This window comes from Nocardioides flavus (ex Wang et al. 2016) (assembly GCF_014653115.1).
GTDB lineage: Bacteria > Actinomycetota > Actinomycetes > Propionibacteriales > Nocardioidaceae > Nocardioides > Nocardioides flavus.
Genome location: NZ_BNAD01000002.1, coordinates 123,870 through 150,118, shown reverse-complemented (window position 1 = coordinate 150,118; position 26,249 = coordinate 123,870). Strand labels below are relative to the sequence as shown.

At 72.6% G+C, this 26,249-nt stretch carries 26 protein-coding genes and 1 tRNA gene; 12 read left to right on the top strand and 15 right to left on the bottom strand.

What is annotated here, in order from left to right:
- Positions 1-113: 113 nt before the first annotated feature.
- Positions 114-791 (bottom strand): response regulator transcription factor, encoded by a 678-nt coding sequence (locus IE200_RS05205; RefSeq protein WP_191278322.1) that lies wholly within the window; start codon positions 789-791, stop codon positions 114-116.
- The gene (locus IE200_RS05200; protein WP_191278320.1) at positions 788-2,023 is read right to left on the bottom strand and encodes a sensor histidine kinase; all 1,236 of its coding nucleotides are present in this window, start codon (positions 2,021-2,023) and stop codon (positions 788-790) included. The genes IE200_RS05205 and IE200_RS05200 overlap by 4 nt, the downstream gene beginning before the upstream one ends.
- 132 nt (positions 2,024-2,155) lie before the next feature.
- Between IE200_RS05200 and phoU the strand changes: the two genes are divergently transcribed.
- Positions 2,156-2,806, top strand: coding sequence for a phosphate signaling complex protein PhoU (gene phoU, locus IE200_RS05195; RefSeq protein WP_191278318.1), 651 nt, complete (start codon positions 2,156-2,158; stop codon positions 2,804-2,806).
- A gap of 161 nt (positions 2,807-2,967) precedes the next feature.
- Here the strand turns inward: phoU and IE200_RS05190 are convergent, their stop codons facing one another.
- The 3 genes from IE200_RS05190 to IE200_RS05180 are packed head-to-tail and all read right to left on the bottom strand — an operon-like array spanning position 2,968 to position 4,913.
- A complete protein-coding gene (locus tag IE200_RS05190) occupies positions 2,968-3,711 on the bottom strand; it encodes a phosphoglyceromutase (protein ID WP_191278317.1) in 744 nt (247 codons plus the stop codon).
- Positions 3,708-4,181: a copper chaperone PCu(A)C gene (locus tag IE200_RS05185; protein ID WP_191278314.1), complete on the bottom strand. Its 474-nt coding sequence runs from the start codon at positions 4,179-4,181 to the stop codon at positions 3,708-3,710. The genes IE200_RS05190 and IE200_RS05185 overlap by 4 nt, the downstream gene beginning before the upstream one ends.
- Positions 4,182-4,202: 21 nt before the next feature.
- Positions 4,203-4,913 carry a UbiA family prenyltransferase gene (locus IE200_RS05180; protein WP_191278312.1) on the bottom strand — a complete coding sequence of 237 codons (711 nt, stop codon included), beginning with the start codon at positions 4,911-4,913 and terminating at the stop codon, positions 4,203-4,205.
- Positions 4,914-5,082: 169 nt separating this feature from the next.
- Between IE200_RS05180 and IE200_RS05175 the strand changes: the two genes are divergently transcribed.
- Both IE200_RS05175 and IE200_RS05170 read left to right on the top strand, forming a co-directional pair.
- Positions 5,083-5,568 (top strand): CarD family transcriptional regulator, encoded by a 486-nt coding sequence (locus tag IE200_RS05175; protein WP_056602200.1) that lies wholly within the window; start codon positions 5,083-5,085, stop codon positions 5,566-5,568.
- Positions 5,569-5,570: 2 nt separating this feature from the next.
- Positions 5,571-6,161, top strand: a complete 591-nt coding sequence (locus IE200_RS05170) for a 2-C-methyl-D-erythritol 4-phosphate cytidylyltransferase (protein ID WP_191278310.1) — start codon at positions 5,571-5,573, stop codon at positions 6,159-6,161.
- Here the strand turns inward: IE200_RS05170 and IE200_RS05165 are convergent.
- Positions 6,133-6,834: an IspD/TarI family cytidylyltransferase gene (locus IE200_RS05165; RefSeq protein WP_191278309.1), complete on the bottom strand. Its 702-nt coding sequence runs from the start codon at positions 6,832-6,834 to the stop codon at positions 6,133-6,135. The two genes, IE200_RS05170 and IE200_RS05165, sit on opposite strands and share 29 nt — an antisense overlap.
- Positions 6,834-7,319, bottom strand: coding sequence for a 2-C-methyl-D-erythritol 2,4-cyclodiphosphate synthase (gene ispF, locus IE200_RS05160; protein ID WP_191278307.1), 486 nt, complete (start codon positions 7,317-7,319; stop codon positions 6,834-6,836). Before ispF ends, IE200_RS05165 begins: the two co-directional genes overlap by 1 nt.
- A gap of 36 nt (positions 7,320-7,355) precedes the next feature.
- On the opposite strand from ispF, the gene IE200_RS05155 reads away from it, so the two are divergent.
- Positions 7,356-8,873 (top strand): molybdopterin-dependent oxidoreductase, encoded by a 1,518-nt coding sequence (locus IE200_RS05155; protein ID WP_229856140.1) that lies wholly within the window; start codon positions 7,356-7,358, stop codon positions 8,871-8,873.
- 9 nt (positions 8,874-8,882) lie between these two features.
- Here the strand turns inward: IE200_RS05155 and IE200_RS05150 are convergent, their stop codons facing one another.
- Positions 8,883-10,085 carry a peptidase C39 family protein gene (locus tag IE200_RS05150; RefSeq protein ID WP_191278305.1) on the bottom strand — a complete coding sequence of 401 codons (1,203 nt, stop codon included), beginning with the start codon at positions 10,083-10,085 and terminating at the stop codon, positions 8,883-8,885.
- Positions 10,086-10,195: 110 nt separating this feature from the next.
- Between IE200_RS05150 and cysS the strand changes: the two genes are divergently transcribed.
- Genes cysS through IE200_RS05135 form a run of 3 tightly spaced genes read left to right on the top strand, consistent with a single transcriptional unit; the run spans position 10,196 to position 14,067 of the window.
- Complete coding sequence (gene cysS, locus IE200_RS05145) at positions 10,196-11,587, top strand: cysteine--tRNA ligase (protein ID WP_191278304.1); 1,392 nt, start codon at positions 10,196-10,198, stop codon at positions 11,585-11,587.
- A gap of 3 nt (positions 11,588-11,590) precedes the next feature.
- A complete protein-coding gene (gene rlmB / locus IE200_RS05140) occupies positions 11,591-12,550 on the top strand; it encodes a 23S rRNA (guanosine(2251)-2'-O)-methyltransferase RlmB (RefSeq protein ID WP_191278303.1) in 960 nt (319 codons plus the stop codon).
- Complete coding sequence (locus IE200_RS05135; RefSeq protein WP_229856138.1) at positions 12,547-14,067, top strand: metallophosphoesterase; 1,521 nt, start codon at positions 12,547-12,549, stop codon at positions 14,065-14,067. The genes rlmB and IE200_RS05135 overlap by 4 nt, the downstream gene beginning before the upstream one ends.
- Here the strand turns inward: IE200_RS05135 and IE200_RS05130 are convergent.
- A complete protein-coding gene (locus IE200_RS05130; protein ID WP_191278301.1) occupies positions 14,051-15,259 on the bottom strand; it encodes a DUF4032 domain-containing protein in 1,209 nt (402 codons plus the stop codon). The two genes, IE200_RS05135 and IE200_RS05130, sit on opposite strands and share 17 nt — an antisense overlap.
- A 17-nt stretch (positions 15,260-15,276) precedes the next feature.
- Positions 15,277-17,121 (bottom strand): glycoside hydrolase family 13 protein, encoded by a 1,845-nt coding sequence (locus tag IE200_RS05125; RefSeq protein WP_229856136.1) that lies wholly within the window; start codon positions 17,119-17,121, stop codon positions 15,277-15,279.
- 49 nt (positions 17,122-17,170) lie between these two features.
- On the opposite strand from IE200_RS05125, the gene IE200_RS05120 reads away from it, so the two are divergent.
- A tRNA-Thr gene (locus tag IE200_RS05120) sits at positions 17,171-17,243 on the top strand.
- Between the two features lie 98 nt (positions 17,244-17,341).
- On the opposite strand, the gene pdxY is transcribed toward IE200_RS05120, so the two are convergent.
- Genes pdxY through IE200_RS05100 form a run of 4 tightly spaced genes read right to left on the bottom strand, consistent with a single transcriptional unit; the run spans position 17,342 to position 21,015 of the window.
- On the bottom strand, positions 17,342-18,205 hold the full coding sequence (gene pdxY / locus IE200_RS05115; protein ID WP_191278298.1) for a pyridoxal kinase PdxY: 864 nt from the start codon (positions 18,203-18,205) through the stop codon (positions 17,342-17,344).
- A 44-nt stretch (positions 18,206-18,249) separates the two neighbouring features.
- On the bottom strand, positions 18,250-19,023 hold the full coding sequence (locus IE200_RS05110; protein ID WP_191278296.1) for a dioxygenase family protein: 774 nt from the start codon (positions 19,021-19,023) through the stop codon (positions 18,250-18,252).
- 22 nt (positions 19,024-19,045) lie between these two features.
- Positions 19,046-19,741 carry a uracil-DNA glycosylase gene (locus IE200_RS05105; protein WP_191278653.1) on the bottom strand — a complete coding sequence of 232 codons (696 nt, stop codon included), beginning with the start codon at positions 19,739-19,741 and terminating at the stop codon, positions 19,046-19,048.
- Between the two features lie 8 nt (positions 19,742-19,749).
- Positions 19,750-21,015: an alpha/beta fold hydrolase gene (locus IE200_RS05100; RefSeq protein ID WP_229856134.1), complete on the bottom strand. Its 1,266-nt coding sequence runs from the start codon at positions 21,013-21,015 to the stop codon at positions 19,750-19,752.
- Between the two features lie 96 nt (positions 21,016-21,111).
- On the opposite strand from IE200_RS05100, the gene IE200_RS05095 reads away from it, so the two are divergent.
- From IE200_RS05095 to IE200_RS05080, 4 genes are all read left to right on the top strand, one after another.
- The gene (locus tag IE200_RS05095) at positions 21,112-21,747 is read left to right on the top strand and encodes a fasciclin domain-containing protein (RefSeq protein WP_191278294.1); all 636 of its coding nucleotides are present in this window, start codon (positions 21,112-21,114) and stop codon (positions 21,745-21,747) included.
- 42 nt (positions 21,748-21,789) lie between these two features.
- Positions 21,790-22,431 carry an RNA polymerase sigma factor gene (locus tag IE200_RS05090; RefSeq protein ID WP_191278292.1) on the top strand — a complete coding sequence of 214 codons (642 nt, stop codon included), beginning with the start codon at positions 21,790-21,792 and terminating at the stop codon, positions 22,429-22,431.
- A complete protein-coding gene (locus IE200_RS05085) occupies positions 22,418-23,131 on the top strand; it encodes an anti-sigma factor (protein WP_191278290.1) in 714 nt (237 codons plus the stop codon). The genes IE200_RS05090 and IE200_RS05085 overlap by 14 nt, the downstream gene beginning before the upstream one ends.
- Positions 23,132-23,200: 69 nt before the next feature.
- Positions 23,201-24,772 carry an FMN-binding glutamate synthase family protein gene (locus IE200_RS05080; RefSeq protein WP_191278289.1) on the top strand — a complete coding sequence of 524 codons (1,572 nt, stop codon included), beginning with the start codon at positions 23,201-23,203 and terminating at the stop codon, positions 24,770-24,772.
- Positions 24,773-24,787: 15 nt separating this feature from the next.
- Here IE200_RS05080 and IE200_RS05075 read toward each other — a convergent pair whose 3' ends face one another.
- Positions 24,788-26,230, bottom strand: coding sequence for an alpha,alpha-trehalose-phosphate synthase (UDP-forming) (locus IE200_RS05075; protein ID WP_191278288.1), 1,443 nt, complete (start codon positions 26,228-26,230; stop codon positions 24,788-24,790).
- Between the last annotated feature and the right edge of the window lie 19 nt (positions 26,231-26,249).

Sequence of the window (26,249 nt, the reverse complement as noted above, 5' to 3'; positions counted from 1 at the left end):
CCGTCGCGACCACCGGTTACCCGGTGGTTCGTCGGGTTATCACCGGTTGCAACGGGGCTAGAAGTTCATGAACCACCGGTTGACCGGTGATCCCGCCCGGGACGAGCGGGCCCTCAGAGGTCGAGCTTGTAGCCGAGCCCGCGGACCGTCACGAGGTACTTCGGCTCGCTCGGGTCCGGCTCGAGCTTGGCGCGCAGCCGCTTGACGTGCACGTCGAGGGTCTTGGTGTCACCGACGTAGTCAGAGCCCCACACGCGGTCGATGAGCTGGCCGCGGGTGAGGACCCGGCCGGGGTTGCGCAGGAACATCTCGAGCAGCTCGAACTCCTTGAGCGGCAGCCGCTGCTCGGTGCCGTCGACGGTGACGACGTGGCGCTCGACGTCCATCCGGACCGGGCCCGCCTCCAGCGTGTCGGGCATCAGCTCGGGCTCGGAGCCGCGCCGCAGCACCGCGCGGATCCGCGCGACGAGCTCGCGGGGGGAGTAGGGCTTGGTGACGTAGTCGTCGGCCCCGAGCTCGAGGCCCACGACCTTGTCGACCTCGTCGTCCTTGGCGCTGACCATGATGACCGGCACGGAGGACGACTGACGGATCTGGCGGCACACCTCGGTGCCCGGCACGCCGGGGAGCATCAGGTCGAGCAGCACGATGTCGGGGCCGAACCGGTCGAACTCGGCGAGGGCTGTGTTGCCGTCGGCGGCGATCGCCACCTCGTACCCCTCCTTGCGGAGCATGTAGGCGAGGGCGTCGCTGTAGCTCTCTTCGTCCTCGACGACGAGTACGCGGGTCATCTTCTGGTCTCCTGCTGTGCTCTGCGGGGCGGGGTGGGTGCGGAGGTGCTCTCGGGCCGCGCGGGCGCGACGACCTCGACCGGGGTGGTCGACTGGCCCGAGCCCTGGCCGGGCTCGGCGTGGTGGGGGAGGGTGAGGGTGAAGGTGGAGCCCTGGCCCTGCACCGACCAGACGGAGATGTCGCCGCCGTGGGTGGCCGCGACGTGCTTGACGATCGACAGGCCCAGACCGGTGCCACCGGTCGAGCGGTGCCGGGCGGGGTCGACGCGGTAGAACCGCTCGAAGATCCGGTCGATGTCCTCGGCCGGGATGCCGATGCCCTGGTCGACGACCGAGATCTGCACCTTGTCGCCCTCGGCGCGGGTCGTGACGATCACCCGCGATCCCTCGTTGGAGTAGGCGACGGCGTTGGCGACGAGGTTGCTGATCGCCGCCCCGATCTGCTCCTGCGAGCCGAAGACCTCCAGTCCGGGCTCGCCGCGCGACTCGACCACGATGTCCTTGGCGGCCGCCTCCATGGCGCTGGTGTCGACTGCGGTGGCGACGGCGGCGTCGACGTCGACCATCACCGGGGTCTCGAGCGGGTCGTGGCCCTGCAGCCGGGACAGCTCGATGATCTGCTGCACGAGCTTGGACAGCCGGTCGCTCTCGGTGCGCATCCGGCCGGCGAAGCGCTGCACGGCCTCGGGGTCGTCGGCTGCGTCGGTGACGGCCTCGGCGAGCAGCCGGATGGCGCCGACCGGGGTCTTCAGCTCGTGGCTGACGTTCGCGACGAAGTCGCGCCGCACCGCCTCGACGCGACGCTCGCGGGTGCGGTCCTCGACCAGCGCCAGGACCAGCCGCGCACCCAGCGGTGCGACGCGCGCGGTGAGCGTACGGCTGGGCCCGCCGTCGGTCGCGGGCATGTCGATGTCGCTCTCGCGGATCTGGCCGTCGCGACGGACCTGGGCGATCAGGTCGAGAAGCTCCTGCACGAGCACCGTGTCGCCGCGCACCAGCCCGAAGGCGTACGCCGGGGCGGAGGCCTTGCGCACGTGGTCGGACTCGTCGACGACGACCGCGCTGGAGCGCAGGATGCTCAGCACGGCGGCGACGCCCGCCTGCACGACGGGCTCCTCGACCTCCGGCAGCTGGTGGCGCTGGCGGTCGCTGATGTGCCACGCGAGCACCGCGCCTCCTGCGACGACGGCCCCGATGACCGCCGCGAGGGCGGCCTGCATCGTCGGATCCACGCTCACATCGTACGCACCGCGCAGCCGCGACCGGCCCGGTTGGACGCCCGGCCCCGAGCCCGGCACGCAGAGTTCACCCCTCGTTCATCGAGCGCGCACAACTGTTCGCTTCGGCTGCCTAGAGTGCCGGTCATGCGTGAGGCTTTCCATGACCAGCTCGACGGCATCTTCGCCGACCTGTCCGAGATCTGCGGCCAGGTCGAGGTCGCCGTACGCGAGGCCACCAAGGCGCTGATGACCGGCGACGTGCACACCGCCGACCAGGTGATCGGCAACGACAAGACGATCGACGCGGCCCGCGAGCGGGTCGACGACACCGCGTTCGCGCTGCTGTCGCTCCAGCAGCCGGTCGCCGGCGACCTGCGGGTCATCGTCTCGGCGCTGCGGATGGTCAGCGAGCTCGAGCGGATGGGCGACCTGTCGGTCCACGTCGCCAAGATCGCGCGCCTGCGCGTGCCGTCGGTCGCCGTGCCGGACGAGCTGCGCCCGACGATGGAGCAGATGGCCGCCACCGCGGAGGACATGGTGCGTCGGGTCCGCAGCATCATCATCGACCGCGACGTCGAGGCCGCCATCGAGCTCGGTCGCGACGACGAGGTGATGGACCGGCTGCGTCGGCGCAGCTTCACCGAGCTGCTCTCCACCGACTGGCAGCACGGGGTCGAGGCCGCGGTCGACATCGCCCTGCTCGGGCGCTACTACGAGCGCATCGCCGACCACGCGGTGTCGGTCGCCAACCGGGTGGTCTTCGTGGTGACCGGCCAGGTCCCGGCGCGCGACTGACGTACGCCGGGCTCCGTCTCTCGCGCTCCGTCGAGCGGTGCGTGAGTCATGTTCCGGGCGTGGAGAACCTGCGTCACCCACCGCTGTCGGGGGCGGCGGTGCGTGACGCAGGTTCCGCGACCCGGGAACCTGTGTCACTCACCGCCCGAGGGGGGCAGGCCTCAGCGACCCTGGTTGGCGACGGCCGCTGCCGCTGCGGCAGCGGCCTCGGGGTCGAGGTACTCGCCGCCCGCGACGGTGGGACGCAGGTCCTCGTCGAGGCGGTAGACCAGCGGCATGCCGGTCGGGATGTTGAGACCGGCGATGTCCTCGTCGCTGATCTGGTCGAGGTGCTTGACCAGGGCGCGGAGGCTGTTGCCGTGGGCGGCCACCAGCACGACCTTGCCGGCCCGCAGGTCGGGGACGATGTCGCCCTCCCAGTAGGGCAGGAAGCGCGCGATGACGTCCTTGAGGCACTCGGTGCGCGGCATCTCCTCGCCGAGGTCGGCGTAGCGTGGGTCGCCGGCCTGTGACCACTCGTCGCCGTCCTCGATGGGCGGCGGCGGGGTGTCGAAGGAGCGGCGCCAGAGCATGAACTGCTCCTCGCCGTACTGCTCCAGGGTCTGCTTCTTGTCCTTGCCCTGCAGCGCGCCGTAGTGGCGCTCGTTGAGGCGCCACGACCGCTTGACCGGGATCCAGTGGCGGTCGGCGGCGTCGAGGGCCAGGCACGCGGTGTTGATCGCGCGGCGCTGGAGCGAGGTGTGCACCACGTCGGGGTGGAGCCCGGCCTCGCGCATCAGCTCACCGCCGCGCACGGCCTCGCGCACGCCCTTGTCGGTCAGCGCGACGTCGACCCAGCCGGTGAAGAGGTTCTTGGCGTTCCACTCGCTCTCGCCGTGGCGGAGCAGGACCAGGGTGTGGGTCACGAGGCGTCCATGCCTTCCCAGTAGCCGGTGTCGTCGGGGACGACCGGGACGTTGAGCTGCACGCGCTCGCCGTTGCCGAAGTCGAAGGACAGCGGGACGAAGTCGCCCGCGGTGAAGTCGCCGGTCACGACGATCTCGGCGGGCGGGTCGGCGAGGTTGACCAGGCCGCCGGCCGGGACGGTGACGGGCTCGAACTCGGGGACCTCGACCGTCGTCCCCTCGGCGCCCGAGATGCCGGTGAAGGACTGCTCCTCGGACTGGTCGTTGTTGGACAGCGAGGCGATGAAGGTGCCCGACCCCTCGGCGGCCGACACGACCACCGCGGAGAGCACGTCGACCTCGCCCTCACGCGAGTTGGAGCCGCTGCCGGGGGTGTAGTCGCGCTCGGTGGCGTAGTCGAAGCCACAGGAGGTCAGCGGTGCGGCGAGCGCGATGACCGCGGCGGCGGTCGCGAGGGGTCGGAGTCGCATGGCGCACAGCCTAGCGTCGGCTCAGGTCAGCCCGACGGACCGGCCTGCGATCAGGATCGCGACGACGACGACGGCGGTGCAGGCGCCGGCCAGGACGAGCAGGCGCGGGGTGCCCGTGCGCAGCGCCAGCAGCATCGGGAGGGACCGCTCACCCTCCGCGTGGTCGTCCACAAGGCCGGGGAGCGCGACGAGCACGTGCACGCCCAGGCCGAGCGCCGCCGTGAGCGCCACCATGGCCACCTCCGGGGGCGTCGGGGCGCCGATGCCGCCCCACCCGCCGTACGCCAGGAACGCCGGGTAGAGCGCGAAGCTGACCACCCACGGGACGAACGAGAGGGGCCGGGCGTGGAGGAACCGGTCGCCGACCGCGGACACCGCGAGGAGCGCCAGGTACGTCGCGCCGGCCCGTCGCCCGTGCGCCATCGCGAGCGGCACGACCAGGAGGACGGCGCAGGTGAGGGCGAACCAGACGGTGCAGGGGTCGAGCCGCCCGCTCGCCAGCGGCTTGTCGGGGCGGAGCCGCGCGTCGCGCCCGCGGTCAGCGAGGTCGTCGGCCCAACCGAGGACGCACTGGCCCACGAGCACCGTCGCGGCGACCAGCCCGACCTCACGAAGCGGCCTCCCGGCGACGGCCGCCGCCGCGGCGAGTGCCGCAGCGGTCACCACGGCCTGCCGGGGATGGGCCGACCGGACGAGGAGCAGCGACGGGAGCGTCGACAGGGCCCGGGACATGGGACGGAGTATGGCCCGCGGCGGGGCCGCTTCACCGTTCCGACACGGGTGCGGACCACATGACCCCGGGTTCTGTCAAGCCCGGACAGGGCCTCTGACCTGCACAAACGCGTCGGGAGCAGGTTCGAACCCGTGTTAGAATGGTCACCTAGGAAGGGGAACTGAACATATGACTTTCACCGTTGGCGAAACGGTCGTCTATCCCAATCACGGGGCCGCGGTCATCGAGGACATCGAGATGCGGACGATCAAGGGAGAGGACCGGCAGTACCTCGTCCTCAGGATCGTCGCACAGCAGGACCTGGTCGTTCGCGTGCCGGCCTGCAACCTCGACCTCGTCGGCGTCCGCGACGTCGTCGACAAGGAGGGCCTCGACCGCGTCTTCGACGTGCTGCGCGCGGCCCACGTCGAGGAGCCGACCAACTGGTCGCGGCGCTACAAGGCCAACCTCGAGAAGCTGCACTCCGGTGACGTGATGAAGGTGTCGGAGGTCGTGCGCGACCTGTGGCGCCGCGAGCGTGACCGCGGTCTCTCGGCCGGCGAGAAGCGGATGCTGGCCAAGGCGCGCCAGATCCTGGTCTCCGAGCTGGCCCTGGCGGAGAAGACCAACGAGGACAAGGCAGAGGCCATGCTCGACGAGGTGCTCGCCTCCTGAGCGTGGTCCACGCAGACCGAGGCCCCTGGGACGATGCTCCCCGGGGCCTCGGTCTCGTTCTGGACGAGGGCCGCGGGTCGCTGCCCTACGCCCTGCTCCACGGTGAGGCCCTCGTGGCCTGCGCGGCGTGGGCGCTCGGGGAGTCCGGCGTCGACCTGGTCGACGCCACCGTGCCGTGGGCCGGGATCGTCGAGTCGGGGGAGGACCTCGTCCTCCACGACTCGCTGTGCCCGATGACCCCGCCGTCGTTCATCGCCGTCTGTCTCGAGCGTGCCCGGGAGACCGGACGCCCGGTCGTCGGCGTACGCCCGGTGACCGACACGGTCAAGGTGGTGACCGACGGCCACCTCGGGGCGACCCTCGACCGCGACCGGCTCCTCGCGGTCGCGTCGCCACTGGTCCTCCCGGCGGCCGTCCTGGTGACCCTCGCGCACTGCCCGCCCGGGGACCTGGCGCGAGCCGTGGCCGCCCTGGCCGCGGCCGGCCACTCCGCCGAGACCCTCCAGGCGCCCCCGGAGGCCCGGCGGGTGTCGGGCGAGGACGACGTACGCCTCCTCGAGGCGCTCACCCAGCCGCTGGGCGGGGCGGGCTGAGCTCCTCGGCCAGGGCGACGTCCTCGGGGAAGGTGACCTTGAGGTTCAGGACGCTGCCGGGCACCGCGGTGACGTTCACCTCCCCGTGGGCCGCCACGCAGGCCGAGGTGTCCGTGCCCTCGAAGCCGTCTCGTGCCGCGGCGCGGTAGGCCGCGAGCAGGAGGCCGGCGCGGAAGGCCTGCGGGGTCTGGACGCCGCCCACCGTCTCGGTGACCGCCGTGAGGTCGTCGTGCACCAGCGCGGCCACCGGCACCACCGGCACCGCCCCGCCTGACTCGTGGGCGGCCGCGACGACCGCGCGCCACAGTGCCGGGCCGGCCAGCGGGCGGGCGCCGTCGTGGACCGCGACGACCTCGACCTCGCCCGCCTCGACGTCCGCGGCGAGCACCTGCAGCGCGGCCCACTCCGAGGCGTGCCGGGACGAGCCGCCGTCGACGAGGAGCACCTCGCGGTCGCCGAGGTGGGGAGCGACCGCCTCGCCCACGGCCTCGCGGTCCTCGGGGCGCACGACCAGCACGACGCGGCGTACGCCGGGCAGGGCGAGCGCGTCACGCAGCGACCACACCAGGACGGGGACCCCGCGCAGCGGGAGCAGGACCTTGTTGACCTCGGCGCCGACCCGGCTCCCCGATCCCGCGGCCAGGATCACCACGGCCGTCGGCACGACCTCCATCAGCGCGTGACCAGCGCGGTGGCGATCGCCGCCACGCCCTCTCCGCGACCGGTGAGGCCCAGGCCGTCCGTGGTCGTGGCCGACAGGCTCACTGGCGCACCTACTGCCGCCGTCAGCGCGGCCACTGCCTCGTCGCGCCGCGGCCCGAGCCGGGGCACGTTGCCGATGACCTGCACGGCGACGTTGCCGATCTCCCACCCGGCGGCTCGCACGCGCCGCGCGGTCTCCGCGAGGAGGGTGGCGCCGGAGGCGCCCGCCCACTGCGGCTCGGCGGTGCCGAAGTGGCTGCCGAGGTCGCCGAGGCCGGCTGCCGAGAAGAGCGCGTCGCACGCGGCGTGGGCGGCGACGTCGGCGTCGGAGTGGCCCTCGAGCCCGGCGGGCTCGTCCGGCCATGCGAGGCCGCCGAGGTGCATCGGCACGCCCGGGACCAGTCGGTGCACGTCGGTGCCGATGCCGATCCGCGGGACGGGGGAGGGAGAGGTCACGTCGGCATCATGCCCGACGCCCGTCACAATGGGAGCGTGACCACACGTCGTCCGCCCTGGGTGCTGGCCGGAGTCCTGGCCGGGCTCGCCGGCCTGGCCACCAGCTATGCCACCGCGATGGTCCTGACCATCCGCGAGGCGCCCGTCGTGGCCGTGGCGGAGCTGGTCATCAGGCTCACGCCGGGGCCGGTGGTCGAGAGCGCGATCTCGGTCCTTGGCCTCTTCGACAAGCCCTTCCTCGTCGGGGTCATCCTGCTCGTGCTGCTGGCGTGCTTCGCCACGGCCGGGATGCTGGCGCGGCGCAGCTGGTGGGCGCCGCTGCTGGTGTGGGTGCCGCTCGCAGGTGTGGGCCTCACCGCGGTGCTGCTGCAGCGAGGGGCAGGACCGGTGGACGTCCTGCCGGTCGCCGTCGGCCTGGTCACGTGGGTCACGCTCCACTCGGCGCTCACCGACGCGCTGCACCGGGGGCTGAGCAGGCCGGACCTGGAGTCCCACGAGCGGCGGGTCTTCCTCGTGGTGGCGGGCGTGGTGTCGGTCGCCGCGGTGGGCATCGCCGTCGCCGGCCGGCTGGTGGGAGCAGGCCGCCGGCACGTCGAGGTCAGCCGACGGCTCCTCCGGATCCCGGGCGTCACACGGCGCCAGCCGCCGGCCGACACGTCCGTCGGCCTGGCCGGGGTCTCACCGTGGCAGACCCCCACCGACGACTTCTACCTGATCGACACGACCATCGCGAAGCCCGCCATCGAGCCCGACGACTGGTCGCTGCGCATCCACGGGCTGGTCGATCGGGAGCTGACGCTCAGCTACTCCGACCTGGTCAGGCGCCGGATGACCGAGTCGTGGGTCACCCTCAGCTGCGTCAGCAACGAGGTCGGCGGGGGGCTGGTCGGCAACGCCCGCTGGAGCGGCGTACGGATCGCCGACATCCTCGCCGAGCTCGGCGTGTCCGACGAGGCGGACTGCGTGCTGCAGACCTCGCACGACGGCTGGACCTGCGCCACCCCGCTCGCGGCCCTGACCGACGACCGCGACGCCATGCTCGCGGTCGCGATGAACGGTCGCCCGCTGCCCATCGAGCACGGCTTCCCGGTGCGCACCATCGTGCCCGGCCTCTACGGCTACGTCTCGGCCACGAAGTGGGTCGTCGACCTGCAGGTCAGCACCTTCGCCGAGTCCACCGGCTACTGGACGACGCGGGGCTGGTCGGCGGAGGGCCCGGTCAAGATCGCCTCGCGCGTCGACGTCCCGCGCGGCGGGGACGAGGTGCCCGCCGGGCCGGTCTCCTTCGGAGGCGTCGCGTGGCACCAGCACACCGGCATCGAGGCGGTGGAGGTCCAGGTCGACGGCGGCGCGTGGGCCCGCGCCGAGCTGGGCGTGGTGCCGTCGGTGGACACGTGGGTCCAGTGGGCCGTCACCCTCGACGTACCGGCGGGCGACCACGAGGTCCGCGTGCGTGCCACCGGCAAGGACGGCGAGACCCAGACGAGCGTCCTGCGAGCGCCTGACCCCGACGGCGCCACGGGCTGGCACACGGTCCGGTTCAGCGCGGTGTGACCCCGCGGGTCAGGAGTTGCGGATGACGTACGCCGTGCCGCCGGAGGCCGCGATCCAGATCCGCTCGAACTGCGCGCGGTCGTAGACGCGTCGCACCTCGGCGTTGGTCGCCCCGGCCGGGTCGTTGACCACGACGTCGCCGTCGGCCTCGAACCCGACGACCACCAGCAGGTGGCCGTTGCTGGCCGAGATCGGGGCACCGGTGAGCTGGTTGCGCCCGAAGGCCACCGAGACGATGACCGGCACCCCGGCGACGATGTGGTCCTCGAGCTCACGGAGGTCGCGCATCCGGGTGACGTAGGAGTCGCCGCCGACGAGCGTGGCGGCGTACGCGGTGTTGAACGCCCAGTTGCCGGTGCCGCGGTAGCCGTGGTCGTAGACCATCTTCGCGGTGTGGTCCACCACCGCGTCGGCGTGGCCGGCCGTGATGCCCCGCGGGGTCGGGGAGATGCCGTACCAGGCCAGCACCATCGCGGTGGAGGTCGGCGAGCACCACGCCTCGCCGCCGTTGCCCCACTGCGGGTAGTGGCCGGTGTGCGTCATCTGGGAGTAGGTCGGGACGGCCAGCACTGTGCCGGCGCCCGGGCCCGGCCTCGAGGTCGGCCGGGGGGCGCTGGCGTCGGCCGAGGCCACGGCGCCGACGCGCTCGAGGCTGACGGCGAGGCTCGAGCCGCGGGGCCGCATCAGCGTGACCCGCACCTGCCACGACGTGACGGAGCCTGCGGCGACCCACGTGTCGGCGCTGACCCGACCGAGGTCGTCGGTCTGGCCGGTGTACGTCCGGCGCGCCACCGGGCGGTTGCGCAGGCTCCAGTCGGCGACCGTGTCCCAGGTGCCGGTGCCTCCGCTCGCGTCGCGCGCCCGGACCTCGACGCGGACCAGGCTCCGGCCCGGTGTGGTGGCCTCCCAGCTCGGGACGAGCGACGTCGCGCCGAAGCCGGGTGTCGCCCACGGCGAGGTCCAGGTGCCGGCCTCGTACGCCTTGCCCGCGACCGTGCGCGGCTTGGCCTTGCGCAGCGCGACGTGTCCGCGGCCCATCTTGAGGCCCCTGCGGGCGCCGGTCTTGAGCTCGGCGTAGCTGCTCCAGGAGGTCAGCTGGACCTGCGGGGTGGCGCGCTTGCGCGTCTCCGCCTGTGGCGTCGCGCCCGCCGGGGGCACGAGCGCAGTGGCGAGGAGCAGGGCAAGGGCGAGGGTGGCGGCACGTCGGAGCACCGCTCGACGATAACCCGAGAAGTCCCACACGTCTCAGGAGTCACAGCCCTCGTCCCGCGGGGCTGCCCGCCGAAGCCGGTGGATCGGTCCTCCGCCCCTAGACTTGCCCGGTGACCCTGAGGCTCCACGACACCGCGACGCGCGAGACCCGCGACTTCGTCCCGCTCACCCCCGGCCGGGCGGGGATCTACGTGTGCGGCCTCACCGTCCAGTCCGAGCCCCACGTCGGCCACGTGCGGTCCGCGGTGAACTTCGACGTGCTGCGCCGCTGGCTGACCGCCACCGGCCACGAGGTCGACTTCATCCGCAACGTCACCGACATCGACGACAAGATCCTGGCCAAGTCGGCCGAGCAGGGCGTCCACTGGTACGCCCTCGCCGCCGCGATGAAGCGCGAGCTCGACGCCGCCCTCGCCTCGATCAACGTGCTGCCCCCGACGTACGAGCCGGGCGCCACCGGCCACGTCCCGGAGATCGTCGAGCTCATCGAGCAGCTCGTGGCCCGCGGCCACGCGTACGCCGCCGAGGACGGCAGCGGCGACGTCTACTTCGACGTCCGGTCGTGGCCGTCCTACGGCGAGCTGACGCGTCAGCGGGTCGAGGACATGGAGCCCGCCGGCGACGCCGACCCGCGCGGCAAGCGCGACCCGCGCGACTTCGCGCTCTGGAAGGGCCACAAGTCGGAGACCGAGCCCGCGACCGCCGCGTGGCCGTCGCCCTGGGGTCCCGGTCGTCCCGGCTGGCACATCGAGTGCTCCGCGATGGCCGGCAAGTACCTCGGCCCCGCCTTCGACATCCACGGCGGTGGCGTGGACCTCCGCTTCCCGCACCACGAGAACGAGCAGGCCCAGTCGCGCGCGGCCGGGCGCCCCTTCGCGTCCTACTGGCTGCACAACGCCTGGATCACCACCGCCGGCGAGAAGATGAGCAAGTCCCTGGGCAACTCGATGCTCATCCCGTCGGTGCTCGAGCGGGTGCGCGGCATCGAGCTGCGCTACTACATCGTCGCAGCCCACTACCGCTCGCACGTCGAGTTCAGCTTCGAGGCGCTCGAGGAGGCGGCCAAGGCGTTCCGCCGCATCGAGGACTTCCTCGACCGCGCCGGTGTCTCGGCCGTGGCGTCGGAGGTCCCAGCGGCGTTCGCCGCCGCGATGGACGACGACCTCGGCACGCCGGCTGCCGTGGCGGTCGTCCACGACCTCGTGCGTCAGGGCAACTCAGCGCTGTCGACGGGGGACTCCGCCGCCGCGGGGATCGCTGCCCAGGTGCGCGCGATGCTCGGCGTGCTCGGCCTCGACCCGGCCGACCCGGCGTGGGCGGGCCGCGGCTCCGACGACCGGCTGACCGAGGTCGTCGACGCCCTGGTGAGGGGACTGCTCGAGGAGAGGACGGCGGCGCGCGAGGCGAAGGACTGGGTCCGCGCCGACGCCATCCGTGACCGGATCAAGGCGGCCGGCGTCGAGGTGGAGGACACCCCTGCCGGCCCGAAGTGGAGCGTGTGAGACATGGCAGGGAACTCGAAGCGCAAGGGCGCCATCAAGAAGACCGGCAAGGGCAACCCCACCGCCGGCTCCGGCGGCCGGGTCAGGCGCGGGCTCGAGGGCCGCGGGCCGACGCCCAAGGCGAAGGACCGCCCCTACCACCAGGCCCACAAGGCCGCGAAGCGCGCCGAGAAGGCGCGCGAGACCCGTCCCAAGCGCCGCACGACCGCGGACGCCGAGTGGGCCGCGGGGCGCAACTCGGTCGTGGAGCTGCTCCAGGCCGGCGTGCCGGTCACCGGGATCTACGTCGCCGAGGGTGCCGAGCGTGACGGCCGCATGCGCGAGGCGTTCAAGCTGGCCGCCGAGCAGGGCCTGACCCTGCTCGAGGTCACCCGCAACGAGATGGACCGGATGACCGGCGGAGCCGTGCACCAGGGCCTCGCCGCGCGTCTCCCGGCCTACGAGTACGCCCACGCCGACGACCTGCTCGAGCGGGCCGACGAGGCCAAGGAGCCGGCACTCGTCGTCGCGCTCGACTCTGTCACCGACCCGCGCAACCTCGGCGCGGTGATCCGGTCGGCCGCCGGCTTCGGTGCCCACGGCGTGCTCATCCCCGAGCGGCGTGCCGCCGGCATGACGGCCTCGGCGTGGAAGACCAGCGCCGGGGCGGCCGCCCGGGTCCCCGTCGCCCAGACGGTGAACCTCGTCCGCCAGCTCAAGGCCTACCAGGAGGCGGGCTGCATGGTCGTCGGCCTCGCGGCCGACGGCGACCTGTCCCTGCCCGAGCTGGTCGCGCCCGGCGGGCTCGCCGAGGGACCCCTGGTCGTCGTGGTCGGCTCCGAGGGCAAGGGCCTGGGCCGGCTCGTCGCGGAGACCTGCGACCAGATCGTGTCGATCCCGATGGCCGGGCAGCTGGAGTCGCTCAACGCCGGAGTGGCCGCCTCGGTCGCCCTCTACGCGATCTCGCAGGCCCGTACGGCGTGAGGCCCGTCCCCCGGCGGTTGCTCGTCGGCGCCGCCCTGGCGTCGGTCAGCGTGGCGCTGGGGCTGGTCGTGGCGGTGTCGCTGTTCCTCACCAGCAGCCGCACCGTGGTGCTCGTGGGCCACGACACCGTCGTGCGCCCCACGCTGGCGAAGGACGCGGTCGTCGAGACCGGTCCGCTGCTGCCGGACTTCCGCTTCCGCGACGTCGGCCCGCTGGGCGTCACCCTCAGCCTCGGCAAGACCGAGGTCGGCTCGATCGAGGAGCTGGTCGAGCGCTACGCCCTCATCGCCGGTGACCCCCGCGCGCCGATCGAGAAGGTGCAGGACGTCGTCCTCGACATGGCGCTCTCCGCCGCGCTGCGCGGAGTGGGGGTCGGCCTCGTCCCGGTCGCGTTCTTCCTGCTGCTCGGCCGGCACCGTCGCGGCGAGCTGTTCCGGGGCGTACGGACGCGGCAGGGCGTGGTCGCGCTGGCCCTGCTGCTGGTGCTGCCGGTCCTGGTCTGGCAGCCGTGGGAGTCCGATGAGGAGACCCAGGAGGACCAGGGCAGCTGGCAGACCCTGGCCGAGCTCGCCGGCGACGACGTCGTGCTCCCCGAGGAGGTGCGCGACATCGAGGTCCGCACCGGCCCGGTGACGACGCAGAGCCGTCGGCTCGTGCTGAGCGCGATCGACACCTACGACCGCAGCCGCGAGTTCTACTCCGCGGCCGCCGAGGGGGCGGCAGGGCTGGTCGACCTCGGCCTGCGCGAGCCGGAGGACGGTGAGACCGTCGCGCTCCTCGTCAGCGACCGGCACGACAACATCGGCATGGACCGCGTCGCGCGGGCCATCGGCGAGGCCGCGGGGGCGACGGTGGTGCTCAACGCCGGCGACGACACCTCCACCGGCCAGCCGTGGGAGGCGTTCAGCCTCGACTCGGTGCAGTCGGCCTTCGCCGACTGGGAGCGCTTCGGCGTCGCAGGCAACCACGACCACGGCACCTTCGTCAGCACCTACCTCGCCGACCAGGGCTGGACGATGCTCGACGGCGAGGCGGTCGACGCCCCGTGGGGCGGCACGGTCCTCGGGGTCGACGACCCCCGCAGCAGCGGTCTGGGCAACTGGCGCGACGAGACCGGGCTCAGCTTCTCCGAGGTCGGGGACCGGCTGGCCGACGACGCCTGCGCGGCCGCCGAGGACGACGAGCGGATCAGCACCGTGCTCGTCCACGACGCCAACCTCGGGCGCGAGGCCCTCGCGCGCGGGTGCGTCGACCTCGTCGTGGGCGGGCACACCCACGTGCAGTCCGGGCCCGATCCCGTCGAGGGCGAGGACGGCGCCATCGGCTACACCTGGACCACCGGCACGACGGGCGGGGCGGCGTACGCCATCGCGCTGGGCAGCAAGCCGCGGCGCGACGCCGAGGTGAGCCTGGTGACCTATGCCGAGGGGCGGCCGGTGGGCCTGCAGTGGGTGCGGCTGCGCACCGACGGGTCCTGGCGGGTCGGCGAGTGGAGCCCGGTCACTCCTGCCCCGTGATCGCCTCGTCCGGCTTGGCGGTGAGGAAGCGGTCGATGTAGTCGCGGGCGGTCGCGTGGATGTCGATCTCGTGCCCCGCCTGCTCGGAGAGGTACCACCGGTGCTCGAGGATCTCGTGGAACACCTCGGCCGGCTCCAGCTTGCCGGTGGCGTCGGGCGGGACCATCGCCATGATCGGCTCGAAGATCTCGTGCATCCAGCGGCTCGCCACCAGGTGCCGGTCCTCGCGGCCCAGGTCGTGGTGCGCGGTGAACGAGGCGAGGTCGTTGAGGATGCGGCGGGCCTGGTTGTCCTCGACGGACATCCCGGTGAGGTCGCGCAGCTCGCGCGTGTGGTGGCCGAGGTCGACGACCTTGGGCTGGATCCGGATGGTGTCGCCGCCGAGGTCGGTGACGATGTCGAGCTCGTCGACGTCGAAGCCGAGGTCGTTGAGCCGCTCGACCCGTTGCTCGATGCGCCACATCTCGTCGGCGCCGAACTCCTCGAGGTCGGTGAGCTCGCGCCACAGCGTCTCGTAGCGGGAGCGGAGGTGCTCGATGATCTCGAAGCCGTCGATCGGCCGCTTCACCGCGCCGCTCGCGCTGAGGTCCATCAGCTCGGCGAAGATGTTCTCGCAGCCGACCGTGATGTCGTACTCGCGGAGCCGGTCGCCCACCGTCTCGTGCAGCTCACCGGTCTCGGCGTCGACCAGGTAGGCCGCGAGGGCGCCCGCGTCGCGCCGGAAGAGCACGTTGGACAGCGAGACGTCCCCCCAGTAGAAGCCGGCCAGGTGCAGTCGCACGAGGAGCACCACGATCGCGTCGATCAGTGTGGGGACGTGCTCGGCGTCCATGCCGCGGCTGAAGAGGCTGCGGTAGGGCAGCGAGAACTGGAGGTGGCGGGTGATCAGCGCCGCCGGCAGCTCCTCGCCGTCCCTGCCCTCGCGCCCCGTCACGACGCCCTGTGGCACCACCGAGGGCATCCCCATGCGCTGCAGGTCACGCAGCATCCGGTACTCGCGGAAGGCGATGTCGTCGTTGGTCTCCTTCACGGCGTAGACGTTGCTGCCGAGGCGGACGATCCGTACGACGTGGCGCGACAGGCCGCGGGGCAGCGGGACGACGACGTCGTCGGGCCACTCCTCGAGCGGCAGGTCCCACGGCAGCGTGAGGATCGCCGGGTCGGGCCGGCTGGCGACGATCCGCATGGCCATGGAGGAGACCCTAGCGGCTACGGGGCGTCGAGCTCCCACACGTCGAACCGGGGGCCGCCGCAGGCCGGGACCTCGACCTCGCCCCCCGCCCGACCTTCGTCGGCGACCAGGTCCGCTCCGCCGGGCTCGGAGCCGAACAGGTGCCGTCCGGGGCCCACGGGGAGCGGGAACGCGTCGCCGGGGCCGCGCCGTGCCACCACCAGGACGCTGCCCGCGGGGTGCTCGCGCAGGTAGGCGAGGACGTCGGTGTCCACGTGGGCCCAGCGCAGCCCGCCGCGGCGCAGCGCGACCCGGCTGCGCCGCAGGGAGGCCAGGTCGGCGTAGGCCGCGAGGGTGGTCGTGTCCCACTCGTCGCGGCGGTGCCACGGCATGGTGCGGCGGGCGTCCTCGCCGGTCACGCCCTCGAGGCCGATCTCGTCGCCGGCGAAGACCATCGGCACCCCGGGCATCGTGAACTGCAGCCCGGCCGCCACCCGGTGCACGGCCGGGTCGCCGACGATCGTCCGGATGCGGGCCGAGTCGTGCGAACCCAGGATGTTCCAGCTCGACTCCGTCGCCCGCCAGCCGAGCGTGCCCTGCCAGGCCCGGAAGGTGTCGAGCACCGCAGGTCCGTCGCGGCGCGCGACCTGCACCGGCCGGCCGAAGGCGCGCGCCGGGGTGGCGGGGTCGCGCAGCCACGACCACACGGGCCACGAGAAGCCGGAGTAGTTCATCGTGCCGTGCCAGCCGTCGCCGTCGACGTCGCCGGTGGCGTCGTGGTTGTGCTCCCCGATGACCCACGCGTCCGCGCGGAGCGCCTCCGAGGTGGCGCGCACGGCGCGGGCGACCTCGTGGTTGACGTCCGTGGCGCCGAGGCGGCCCGTCATGTTGGCGACGTCGATGCGCCAGCCGTCCACGTCGAAGGGCGGCTGGAGCCAGCGGCCGACCACGGAGTCCGGCCCCTCGACCATCGCGTGGCGCACGTCGCGGTCCGCGTGGTTGATCTTGGGCAGCGTGCCGTGACCCATCCAGCAGGCGTAGGTGCCGTCGTCGTCGAAGTGGTAGAACGAGCGGTGCGGGTCCTCGGGGTCGTCGATCGCGGCGAGGAACCACTCGTGGGTGTCGCCGGTGTGGTTGGTCGTCAGGTCGCCCAGGATCCGCCAGCCCCGCTCGTGCACGGCTGCGCTGAGCCGGGCGTACGCCTCGTCGCCGCCGAGCAGCGGGTCGACCTCCGTGAACGTGGTGGCGTTGTAGCGGTGGTTGCTCTCCCCCGGGAAGACGGGGGTCGTGTAGAGGACGTCGGCGCCGACCGCCGCCACGTGGTCGAGGTGCTCGGTGATGCCGTCGAGGTCGCCGCCGAAGAGCTGCATCGGCGTGCGCGGGTCGTCGGGCTCGAAGGCCACCTCGTCGTCCCACTCGGCCGCCAGTGCCCAGTCCGGCGTCTCACGCGCGTCGGCCGCGGCCGAGCGGGCGAAGCGGTCGGGGAAGACCTGGTAGACCACGGCGTCGCGCCCCCAGTCGGGCGCGGGAGCGTGGGCGGTGAGCCGGAAGTCGGAGGCGTCGGGCACGTCGTGCCCGACCAGGCCGGCGCCGGTCAGCCAGTCCTGCGACCCGTCGGCCCGCTGGAGGAGGAACCGGTAGTGGGTCACCGGGTTGTGCACCAGCAGGCCCGCCTCCCACCAGGTGGTGGTCCCCGCCGCGCTCGGGCGCATCTCGACGTAGACCGGCTCGGCGTCGTACGTCGTGCGCAGCCACATGCCCTCCACCGGGGCGTCGTCCACGTGCGTGCGCACGCGGACCGTGACGGTGTCGCCCAGGGCCGGCGCTCCGTCGGAGACGTGCAGCGGCGAGCCGTCGTGGTGGGGGAGGTGGAGGAGGCGCACGGACCCCATCCTCCCTCACCTAGGATGGCCGCCGCGCCCTCGGGCGCACGCCGGTGTAGCTCAGTTGGTAGAGCGCATTACTTGTAATAATGATGTCGCGGGTTCGATTCCTGTCACCGGCTCTGCACCATGAAGGCAGTTGGCGTCCTGCGACCCGGTCCCGAGCGTGGAACGCCGCGGTGATCGGGCGAACTGCCTTCCTGGTGCTGCGCGGCGGAGGTCAGCGGACCTGCTCGACCTCGAACTCGCACGCGGGGGACGCGATGGCCTCCTGGGCCGCGATCAGCCGCAGCTCGCGCTCGCCGGAGTCCAGGGTCTCCTTCAGCACGGCGAAGACGGACGAAGCCGTACGGGCGAGCGCGTCGGCGGGGGAGCCGGACGCCTCGAGGTGCGCGGTGAACAGGGCTGCGGTGATGTCGCCGGAGCCGTTGGCCTTCATCGGCAGGCGCGGGGTGGTCACGAGCCAGGCGCCCTCGCCGGTGACGGCGAGCATCTCGATGGCGTCGTCGGCCGCGCCCTCGCGGTCGACGGAGGTCACGAGCACCGTCGCCGGACCCAGCTCACGCACCTCCTCGACCGCGGCCAGGACGTCGCCGAGCGACGACGGCCCGCTCAGCGCGTCACGGTCGGTGATGAACCCGAGCTCGAACTGGTTGGGGGTCAGCACGTCGGCGACCGGGATGACGGTCTCGCGGTACTTCGGCGGGATCGCCGGGTTCACGAAGCAGCCCGAGGTCGCGTTGCCCATGACCGGGTCGCAGGTGTACGTCGCGCGCGGGTTGGCAGCCTTGACCTGCGCGACGGCGTCGACGATCACGTCGGCGATCTCCGGCGAGCCCTGGTAGCCCGAGAGGATCGCGTCGCAGGTCTCGAAGGCGCCGCGCTCGCCGATGCCGGCGATCACCGCGGCGACGTCCTCGGCCGCGATCAGCGGTCCCCGCCATGCTCCGTAGCCGGTGTGGTTGGAGAAGTTGACCGTCAGCACCGGCCACACCTCGTGGCCGAGCCGCTGGAGGGGGAAGACGGCCGCTGAGTTGCCGACGTGGCCGTAGGCGACGTGGGACTGGATGGAGAGGACGCGCACGTCACGACTCTAGCTGCGAGCGACGAAGGAGCTCGCGGCGTGGGTCAGGCGACCTGGAGGGACCGCTTGGACAGCCCCATCCAGTAGCCGTCGATGACCTGGGCGCCGGGGTCGTCGGGGGTCGTCGCGGCGCCCAGCGTCACGAACAGCGGTGTGTAGTGCTCGACGGTCGGGTGGGCGTACGGCATGCCGGGCGCCTTGGCCCGGTAGTCGGAGAGCGTGTCGACGTCGCCGCGGGTCAGGGCGTCGGCGGCCCACAGGTCGAAGTCGCGCGACCAGCCGGGGACGGCGGCGTCGATCCGCCACTCGGTGAGGAAGGGCAGCCCGTGGGTCAAGAAGCCGGAGCCGATGATCAGCACGCCCTCGTCGCGCAGGGGGCGCAGCCGCTCGCCGAGCTTCATCAGCCGGTGCGGGTCGTCGGTCGGCAGCGACATCTGGAGCACCGGCACGTCGGCCTCGGGGTACATGATCTTGAGCGGCACCCACGCGCCGTGGTCGAGCCCGCGCGAGGTGTGCTGGTGCACGGGCTCGCCGGTCGGCATCATCGCCGCGACCCGCTGGGCCAGCGCCGAGGCGTCCGGCGTCTCGTAGGTCATCCGGTAGTACTTCGGCGCGAACCCGCCGAAGTCGTAGACCAGCGGGGCGCCGCTCGCGGACAGGCTGACGGGCGCCGACTCCCAGTGCGCGGAGACGATGAGAATCGCCTTCGGGCGCGGCAGGTCGCCCGCCCAGGCGGCCAGCTGTCCGGACCAGGTGGGGTCGTCGAGCAGGGGCGGTGCGCCGTGGCCGATGTAGAGGGCAGGCATGCGTGCGTTCATGACAACCCCAATAGTGCAGTCTTCAATTATATTCCGGAAGGGCCCAGTCGACCGGGTCCGCGCCCTGCTCCTCGAGCAACCGGTTGACCGCGCTGAAAGGCTTCGACCCGAAGAATCCGCGGCGCGCGCTGAGCGGCGACGGGTGTGCCGACTCCACCGCCGGCATCGAACCGAGCAGGGGCTTGAGTGACTGGGCGTGCCGCCCCCACAGGATCGCCGCGCAGGGCCCACCCCGCTCCGCCAGCGCGACGACCGCCCGCTCGGTGACGGCTTCCCAGCCCTTGCCCTGGTGGGAGTTGGAGTCCCCCGGACGCACGGTGAGGACCCGGTTGAGCAGCATGACCCCCTGGTCGGACCAGGCCGACAGGTCGCCGTGGCCGGGTGGTCCGATCCCGAGGTCGTCGCGCAGCTCGGCGTAGATGTTCCGCAGGCTCGGCGGCAGGGGGCGGACGTGCCGTTCGACGGCGAAGCTCAGCCCGATCGGGTGGTCGGGGTTGGGGTAGGGGTCCTGGCCCACGACCAGGATTCGTACGTCGGCCAGCGGGCGCTCGAACGCTCGGAAGACGCGGTCGCCCGCCGGCTGGTAGTCCCGGCCGGACGCCAGCTCCTCGCGCAGGAATCGGCCCATGCCCGCGATCTGCTCGTCGACCGGTGCCAGCGCCTCGGCCCAGTCCTCGGCCACCAGTCCCTTGTCGACGAGCCCGGCGAGCGCGCCCATCGGGCTGGTCATCGCTGGCCCAGGGCCCGCGAGCCCGCCGACCCGTAGCGCCGGGACGGGTTGGAGCCGATCGTGTCGGCGGATGGCTTCTTCGCCGCGGGCGCCTTCTTCGCGGGTGCCTTCTTCACCGGTGCCTTCTTCGCGGGTGCCTTCCGCGCGGCCGCCGTGCGAGCGGTGCGCGCGGCGGTCGGCGCTGTCGCCGGGGCTGCGCCCGACCACTCGTCGACCCACTCGTCGATGACCGTCCACGTCGTCCCGCGCGCGGCCCGGCCCGTGAGCATGCCGAGGTGGCCGCCCGGCACGACCTCGAAGCGCACCTGCGAGGCACCGGTCAGCAGCGGCACCACCGCGCGTACGGCGGGGAGCGGCGCGATGCCGTCGGTGTTGCCGGCGAAGACGAGCGTCGGGACCGAGACCTCCGCCAGGTCGACGGTCCGGTCGCCGATCTCCATGGTGCCGCCCGCGAGGGAGTTGCCCTTGACGAAGCGGTGGTAGAGCTGCCCGAACGTCCGGCCGGGATAGGCGAACATGTTGGCGCGGAACCGGTCCACCGCCTCGAGCTGGGCGAGGTAGTCGGTGTCGTCGAGGTGCGTCAGCACCGCCAGCGGCTTGGTGACGACCTTCTGGGCGGAGGCCGCGGTGAACGCCCAGTTGACGAACGGCTGGGGGATCCCGCCCAGCGCGCGGTAGGCCCGGGTGATGGCGCCGCGGCCCTGGGTCAGGTTGAGCAGGGGGCGTACGGGCGCGACGAGGGGGACCTTGGTGACGTCGACCGGCGAACCGACAACCGTGATGGATGCGATGGGCAGGTCCTGCCGGTCGGCGGCGACGAGCAGCGTGAAGATGCCGCCGAGGCTCCATCCGACGAGGTGCACGCCGCGACCGCCGGAGTGCTCGTGCACGGCCCGGACGGCCTCGGGGACCACCTCGTCCACCCAGTGCTCCATGCCCAGCGACCGGTTGCGGAAGGACACCTGCCCGTACTCCAGGAGGTAGGTCGGGCGGCCCTCCGTGACGAGGTGCTCGACCAGCGAGCACCCGCGGCGCAGGTCGAAGCACAGCGACGGGGCGGCCAGCGGTGTGACCAGCAGCACCGGGTCGCCCTTCGCAGGCACGTCCTTGGCCGGGCGGTAGTGGTAGACCTCGCGCAGCTCCCCGTCGTCGATCAACGTGCGGGGCATGGGACGCAGGTCGGCCAGCCCGCCGTAGAGCAGCGTGTGCGCCACGTTCCCGGCTGCGGCGACCACCTGTTCGGGTGTGGGGATCAGGTCCATGGAAGAAATCTACGGGCCGGGTGCATCCACCGGGCGCCCTCGGCCGGAGAAGGGGGTGACGGGCGCCACCGGGCGCCCCTGACGGAAGGACTTCCCATGGCTCGTCGCGTACCCGCCATCCTCGCCGCCTCGGCGCTCGCCCTCGGCACCATGGCCGCCGCTCCGGCCGCCAGCGCCAAGGCGGTCGGCGAGGACAGCCTCGCCGGCCTGCTCACCTCGGACGGCAACAACTTCGACAAGAACAAGAACGACTTCGACATCGTCACCGAGGCCGCTCTCGCCATCGTCGGCGCCAAGCCGGAGTCGCCGGTCGCCATCCTGGCCGACGGCACGAAGCGCGCCACCGTCTTCGCTCCCACCGACCAGGCCTTCCGCCTGCTCGTCAAGGACCTCACCGGCCAGACCATCAAGAGCGAGAAGAAGATCTTCGACGCGCTGGTCGAGCTCGCCGGCGTCGACACCATCGAGACCGTCCTGCTCTACCACGTGGTGCCGGGCAAGACGCTCACGAGCAAGAAGGTGCTCAAGGCCAACAACGCGAAGCTGATGACGGCCGCGGGCGAGACGGTCAAGGTCAAGGTCCGCATGAAGCCGTCCCTGCGCATCACGCTCAAGGACAAGGACCGCAACGACCGCGACCCGCGCGTCGTGCTGAAGGCCCTCGACCTCAACAAGGGCAACAAGCAGGTCGCGCACGGCATCGACCGCGTCCTGCGCCCGATCGACCTCTGATCCACCGACGGCGACGCGAGGCCTGACGGGCGGGGAGCGGCGATGACCATCATCCCGTTCCCCGCCCGCTCGCCCCGCCGGTACGGTGACCGCGTGGTCACCGAGGCACTGACGTTCGCCGACGAGCAGGACGACGGGGTCCGCGCGCTCGCCGCGCGGCTCGTCGCCGGGGACGAGGGAGCCCTCGAGTCGATCTACGACCGGTGGTCGGCGCTGGTCCACACCTATGCGCTGCGGGCGCTGCACGACCAGCACGACGCCGAGGACGTGACCCAGCAGGTCTTCGTCGCAGCCTGGCGCAGTCGCCACACCCTGACCCCCAGCCCGTCCGCACTGCCCGCCTGGCTGCTCGGAATCGCCCGGCACAAGGTCTCCGACGTACGGGCGGCACGGGCCCGGGACGCCGATCGCCTGGCGGCCGTCGTGTCCTTGCCCGGCGCCCACGACGGCGTCGACCCATCCGTCGACGAGGACGTCGCCGAACGACTTGTCGTACGGCAGGCAGTCGACGAGATGCCTGACCCGCGCCGCACCATCTTGTTCCTCGCCTTCTGGGAGGAGCGCAGCCACGCCGAGATCGCCGAGACCGTCGGCCTGCCACTCGGCACCGTCAAGAGCCACGTCCGTCGTGGCCTCATGAAGCTCCACCAGCAGCTCGAGGGGGTGCGCCATGGATCACGTTGATCCCGACCGGCTGGCCGGGCTCGCGCTCGACCCCGCCGACGCCTCCGAGGACGTCCGAGAGCACGCCGCGACGTGCCCCGAGTGCGCCGGGCTGGTGGCCTCGTTCACCGGCGTACGCCGGCGCGCGGGCGCCGATGCGCTCGTCGCACCGCCCGAGCACGTGCGGGCCCAGGTGCTGGCCCAGGTGCGGGCAGGCGACGTCGCCATGGTGTCCTCCCCGTCCGTGGAGACGCGTGCGTCCCGGCGCGGCGTCCCTGTCTGGCTCGCCGCGGTCGCGGCGGCACTGGCGCTGGTCGCCGGCCTCGGCCTCGGCCGGTGGGGCGCGGACACCGAGACGCCCGAGGCGGTCGCCCCCCCGGTCGACACCGGCACGGTCGTGGCTGCGGCCACCCTCACCGCGCTCGACAGCGACGCCGACCGCGGCCGGGCGAGCGCGGTGCGCTCGGAGGACACCTTCACCATCCGGGTGAGCGCCACCGAGCTCGGCGACGCGCCGGGCGTGCACGAGGTGTGGCTGATCAACGTCGACGGCGTACGGATGATCTCGATCGGGCTCCTCGCCTCTGGCACCGAGGGAGAGTTCGACGTCCCCATGGAGCTGGTCGACCAGGGCTACCGGATCGTCGACATCTCCGTCGAGCCCGACGACGGCGACCCCACGCACTCCGGCGTCAGCCTGGCGCGGGGCGAGCTCGCCTGACCCCGCCCGACCGGCCCGCAGGGGTGGGCTTCCTCGACATCGCGGCCGGGGGCGGCTAGGAACGACCCCATGAGGTGGAGGTACGCGATCCTGGGCGGCACCGCGGCCGCGGCCGCGGCGACCACGGTCCACGACCTGGTCCAGCGCAAGCACGCGATCCTGCGCAACTTCCCCGTCGTGGGGCACGGCAGGTTCCTCGTGGAGCGGTTCGGTCCCGAGCTGCGCCAGTACATCGTCACGAGCAACGACGAGGAGCGCCCGTTCAGCCGCGACCAGCGGCGCTGGGTCTATGCCAGCTCCAAGCTGGAGAACAACTACTTCGGCTTCGGCACCGACAACGACGTGGAGCGCGTCGAGGGCTACCCGATCATCAAGCACCGCACCTTCGCCGGACCGGGGGCGGCGACGATGCCGCACGCGCAGGAGGAGATCGCGCTCCCGTGCGCCAAGGTGATGGGGGCCGCCCGGGGACGCAGGCACGCCTTCCGTCCCGGATCGGTGGTCAACATCTCCGGCATGAGCTTCGGCTCGCTGTCGGGCAAGGCGATCGAGGCGCTCAACAAGGGCGCTGCGATGACCGACTGCCTGCAGAACACCGGCGAGGGTGCGCTGTCGGCACACCACCGCCACGGCGGCGACATCGTCTTCCAGGTCGGCACCGCCTACTTCGGTTGCCGCGACGAGCGCGGTCGCTTCGACCTGGCCCGGCTCGTCGACCTCGTGCACTCCGCTCCGGTGCGGGCCATCGAGATCAAGCTGAGCCAGGGCGCCAAGCCCGGGCTCGGCGGCATGTTGCCCGGGGAGAAGGTCAGCCGGGAGATCGCCGAGATCCGCGGCATCCCCGAGGGCCGCGACTGCGCCTCGCCGAGCCGGCACGAGGTCTTCTCCGACGTCGACTCGATGCTCGACTTCGTGGAGACGGTCGCCGAGGCCACCGGCCTGCCCGTCGGCATCAAGTCGGCCGTCGGCAACCTCACGATGTGGGACGAGCTGACCGAGGAGATGGCGCGCGGCGGGCGCGGGGTGGACTTCGTCAACATCGACGGCGGTGAGGGCGGCACCGGTGCCGCGCCGATGATCTTCGCCGACTCCGTCGCCTACCCCTTCCGCATCGCCTTCGCCGAGGTCTACCGGCGCTTCGCCGCCGCGGGGCTGAGCGACGACGTGGTCTTCGTCGGCGCCGGCAAGCTCGGCATCCCGGAGAACGCGGTGGTCGCGTTCGCCCTGGGCGCCGACATGGTCAACGTCGGCCGGGAGGCCATGATGGCCATCGGCTGCATCCAGGCGCAGAAGTGCCACACCGACCACTGCCCGGTGGGCGTGGCCACCCAGAACCCGCGCTACACGCGCGGTCTCGACGTCGGCCTCAAGAGCGTGCGGGCCGCGAACTACATCCGTTCCTTCCGCCGCGACCTGCTCAAGGTCGCCGAGGCCGTCGGGGTCGTGCACCCGGGACTCATCGCTCCGGCGGACGTCGACCTCCTCGACGGCACCCGTTCGGCCGTCGGCCTCGGCTCGATCTACGGCTACGACCCGTCCTGGCGGCGCCTCGGCCCGCACCTGGCGGAGGAGATCGAGTCGATCATGGTGGCCCAGGACGCCACCCACGGCGCCGGCGTCGGGACGAGCGAGCGCGCCTGACCGGCGCGTACGGGCTCAGCGCACGCGCGACTGGCGCACCGTCTTGTCGTGGTGGTCGGGCAGTGCCTCGAGCTCGCGCAGGAAGTCGGCCGCCCACTTGGCGACGTCGTTGGCCACGACGGTCTTGCGCATCGCACGCATGCGCCGCGCGGTCTCCTTCGCGTCGGCCGCGTAGGCCTCGAGCAGCGCGGACTTCATCCCGTCGATGTCGTAGGGGTTGACCAGCCAGGCCTGGCGCAGCTCCTGGGCCGCACCGGCGAACTCCGAGAGCACCAGCGCGCCGTCGTCCTCGAACCGGCAGGCGACGTACTCCTTGGCGACGAGGTTCATGCCGTCACGGAAGGGCGTCACCACCATCACGTCGGCGGCCCGGTAGAGGGCGGCCATCTCCTCGCGGGGGTAGGAGGAGTGCATGTAGGAGATGGCCGGGCGGCCGATGCGGCCGTGGTCGCCGTTGATCCGGCCCACGAGGAGCTCGATCTCGTCGCGGAGGACGCGGTACTGCTCGACGCGCTCGCGCGAGGGCGTGGCGACCTGGACGAACACGGCGTCCTCGACGTCGAGCTGGCCGTCGCGGACCAGCTCGCCGAAGGCGCGCAGGCGCGAGTGGATGCCCTTGGTGTAGTCGAGGCGGTCGACGCCGAGGAAGATCCGGCGGGGATTGCCCAGGGCATCACGGATCTCGGCCGCGCGCTTCTCGACGTCCTCGGACCGGGCGAGCTCCTCGAAGCCCGCGGTGTCGATCGAGATGGGGAAGGCGGTCGCCTTCACGGGCCGCCCGTCGGGCAGGTAGATGGTGTCGCGGTGGGTCTTGTGACCGACGCGGCTGCGCACGAGGCGTACGAAGTTGGCCGCCGCGCCGGGCAGCTGGAAGCCGATGAGGTCCGCCCCGAGGAGGCCCTCGAGGATCTGGCGGCGCCACGGGAGCTGGGAGAACAGCTCGGCCGGCGGGAACGGGATGTGGAGGTAGAAGCCGATCCTCAGGTCGGGGCGGCGGGCCCGCAGCATCTGCGGCACCAGCTGGAGCTGGTAGTCCTGCACCCAGACCGTCGCCCCCTCGGCCGCCACCTCGGCGGCCCGGTCGGCGAATCGCTGGTTGACCGTGACGTAGGAGTCCCACCACTCCCGGTGGAACTCGGGCTTGGCGACGACGTCGTGGTAGAGCGGCCAGAGGGTGCCGTTGGAGAACCCCTCGTAGAACTCCTCGACCTCCTGCGCGCTCAGAGACACCGGCACCAGGGAGAGCCCGTCCTCGACGAACGGCTCGAAGTCGTCGTCGTCGGCGGATCCGGGCCAGCCGATCCACGCGCCGTCGTTGGCGCGCAGCACCGGCTCGAGCGCGGTGACCAGGCCGCCGGGGGAGCGACGCCAGGAATCGGTGCCGTCCGGCTGGCGCACCCGGTCCACGGGCAGGCGGTTGGCCACGATCACGAGGTCTGCCTGGGGCGCTTGGCTCACGTCGCCACCCTATCGACGC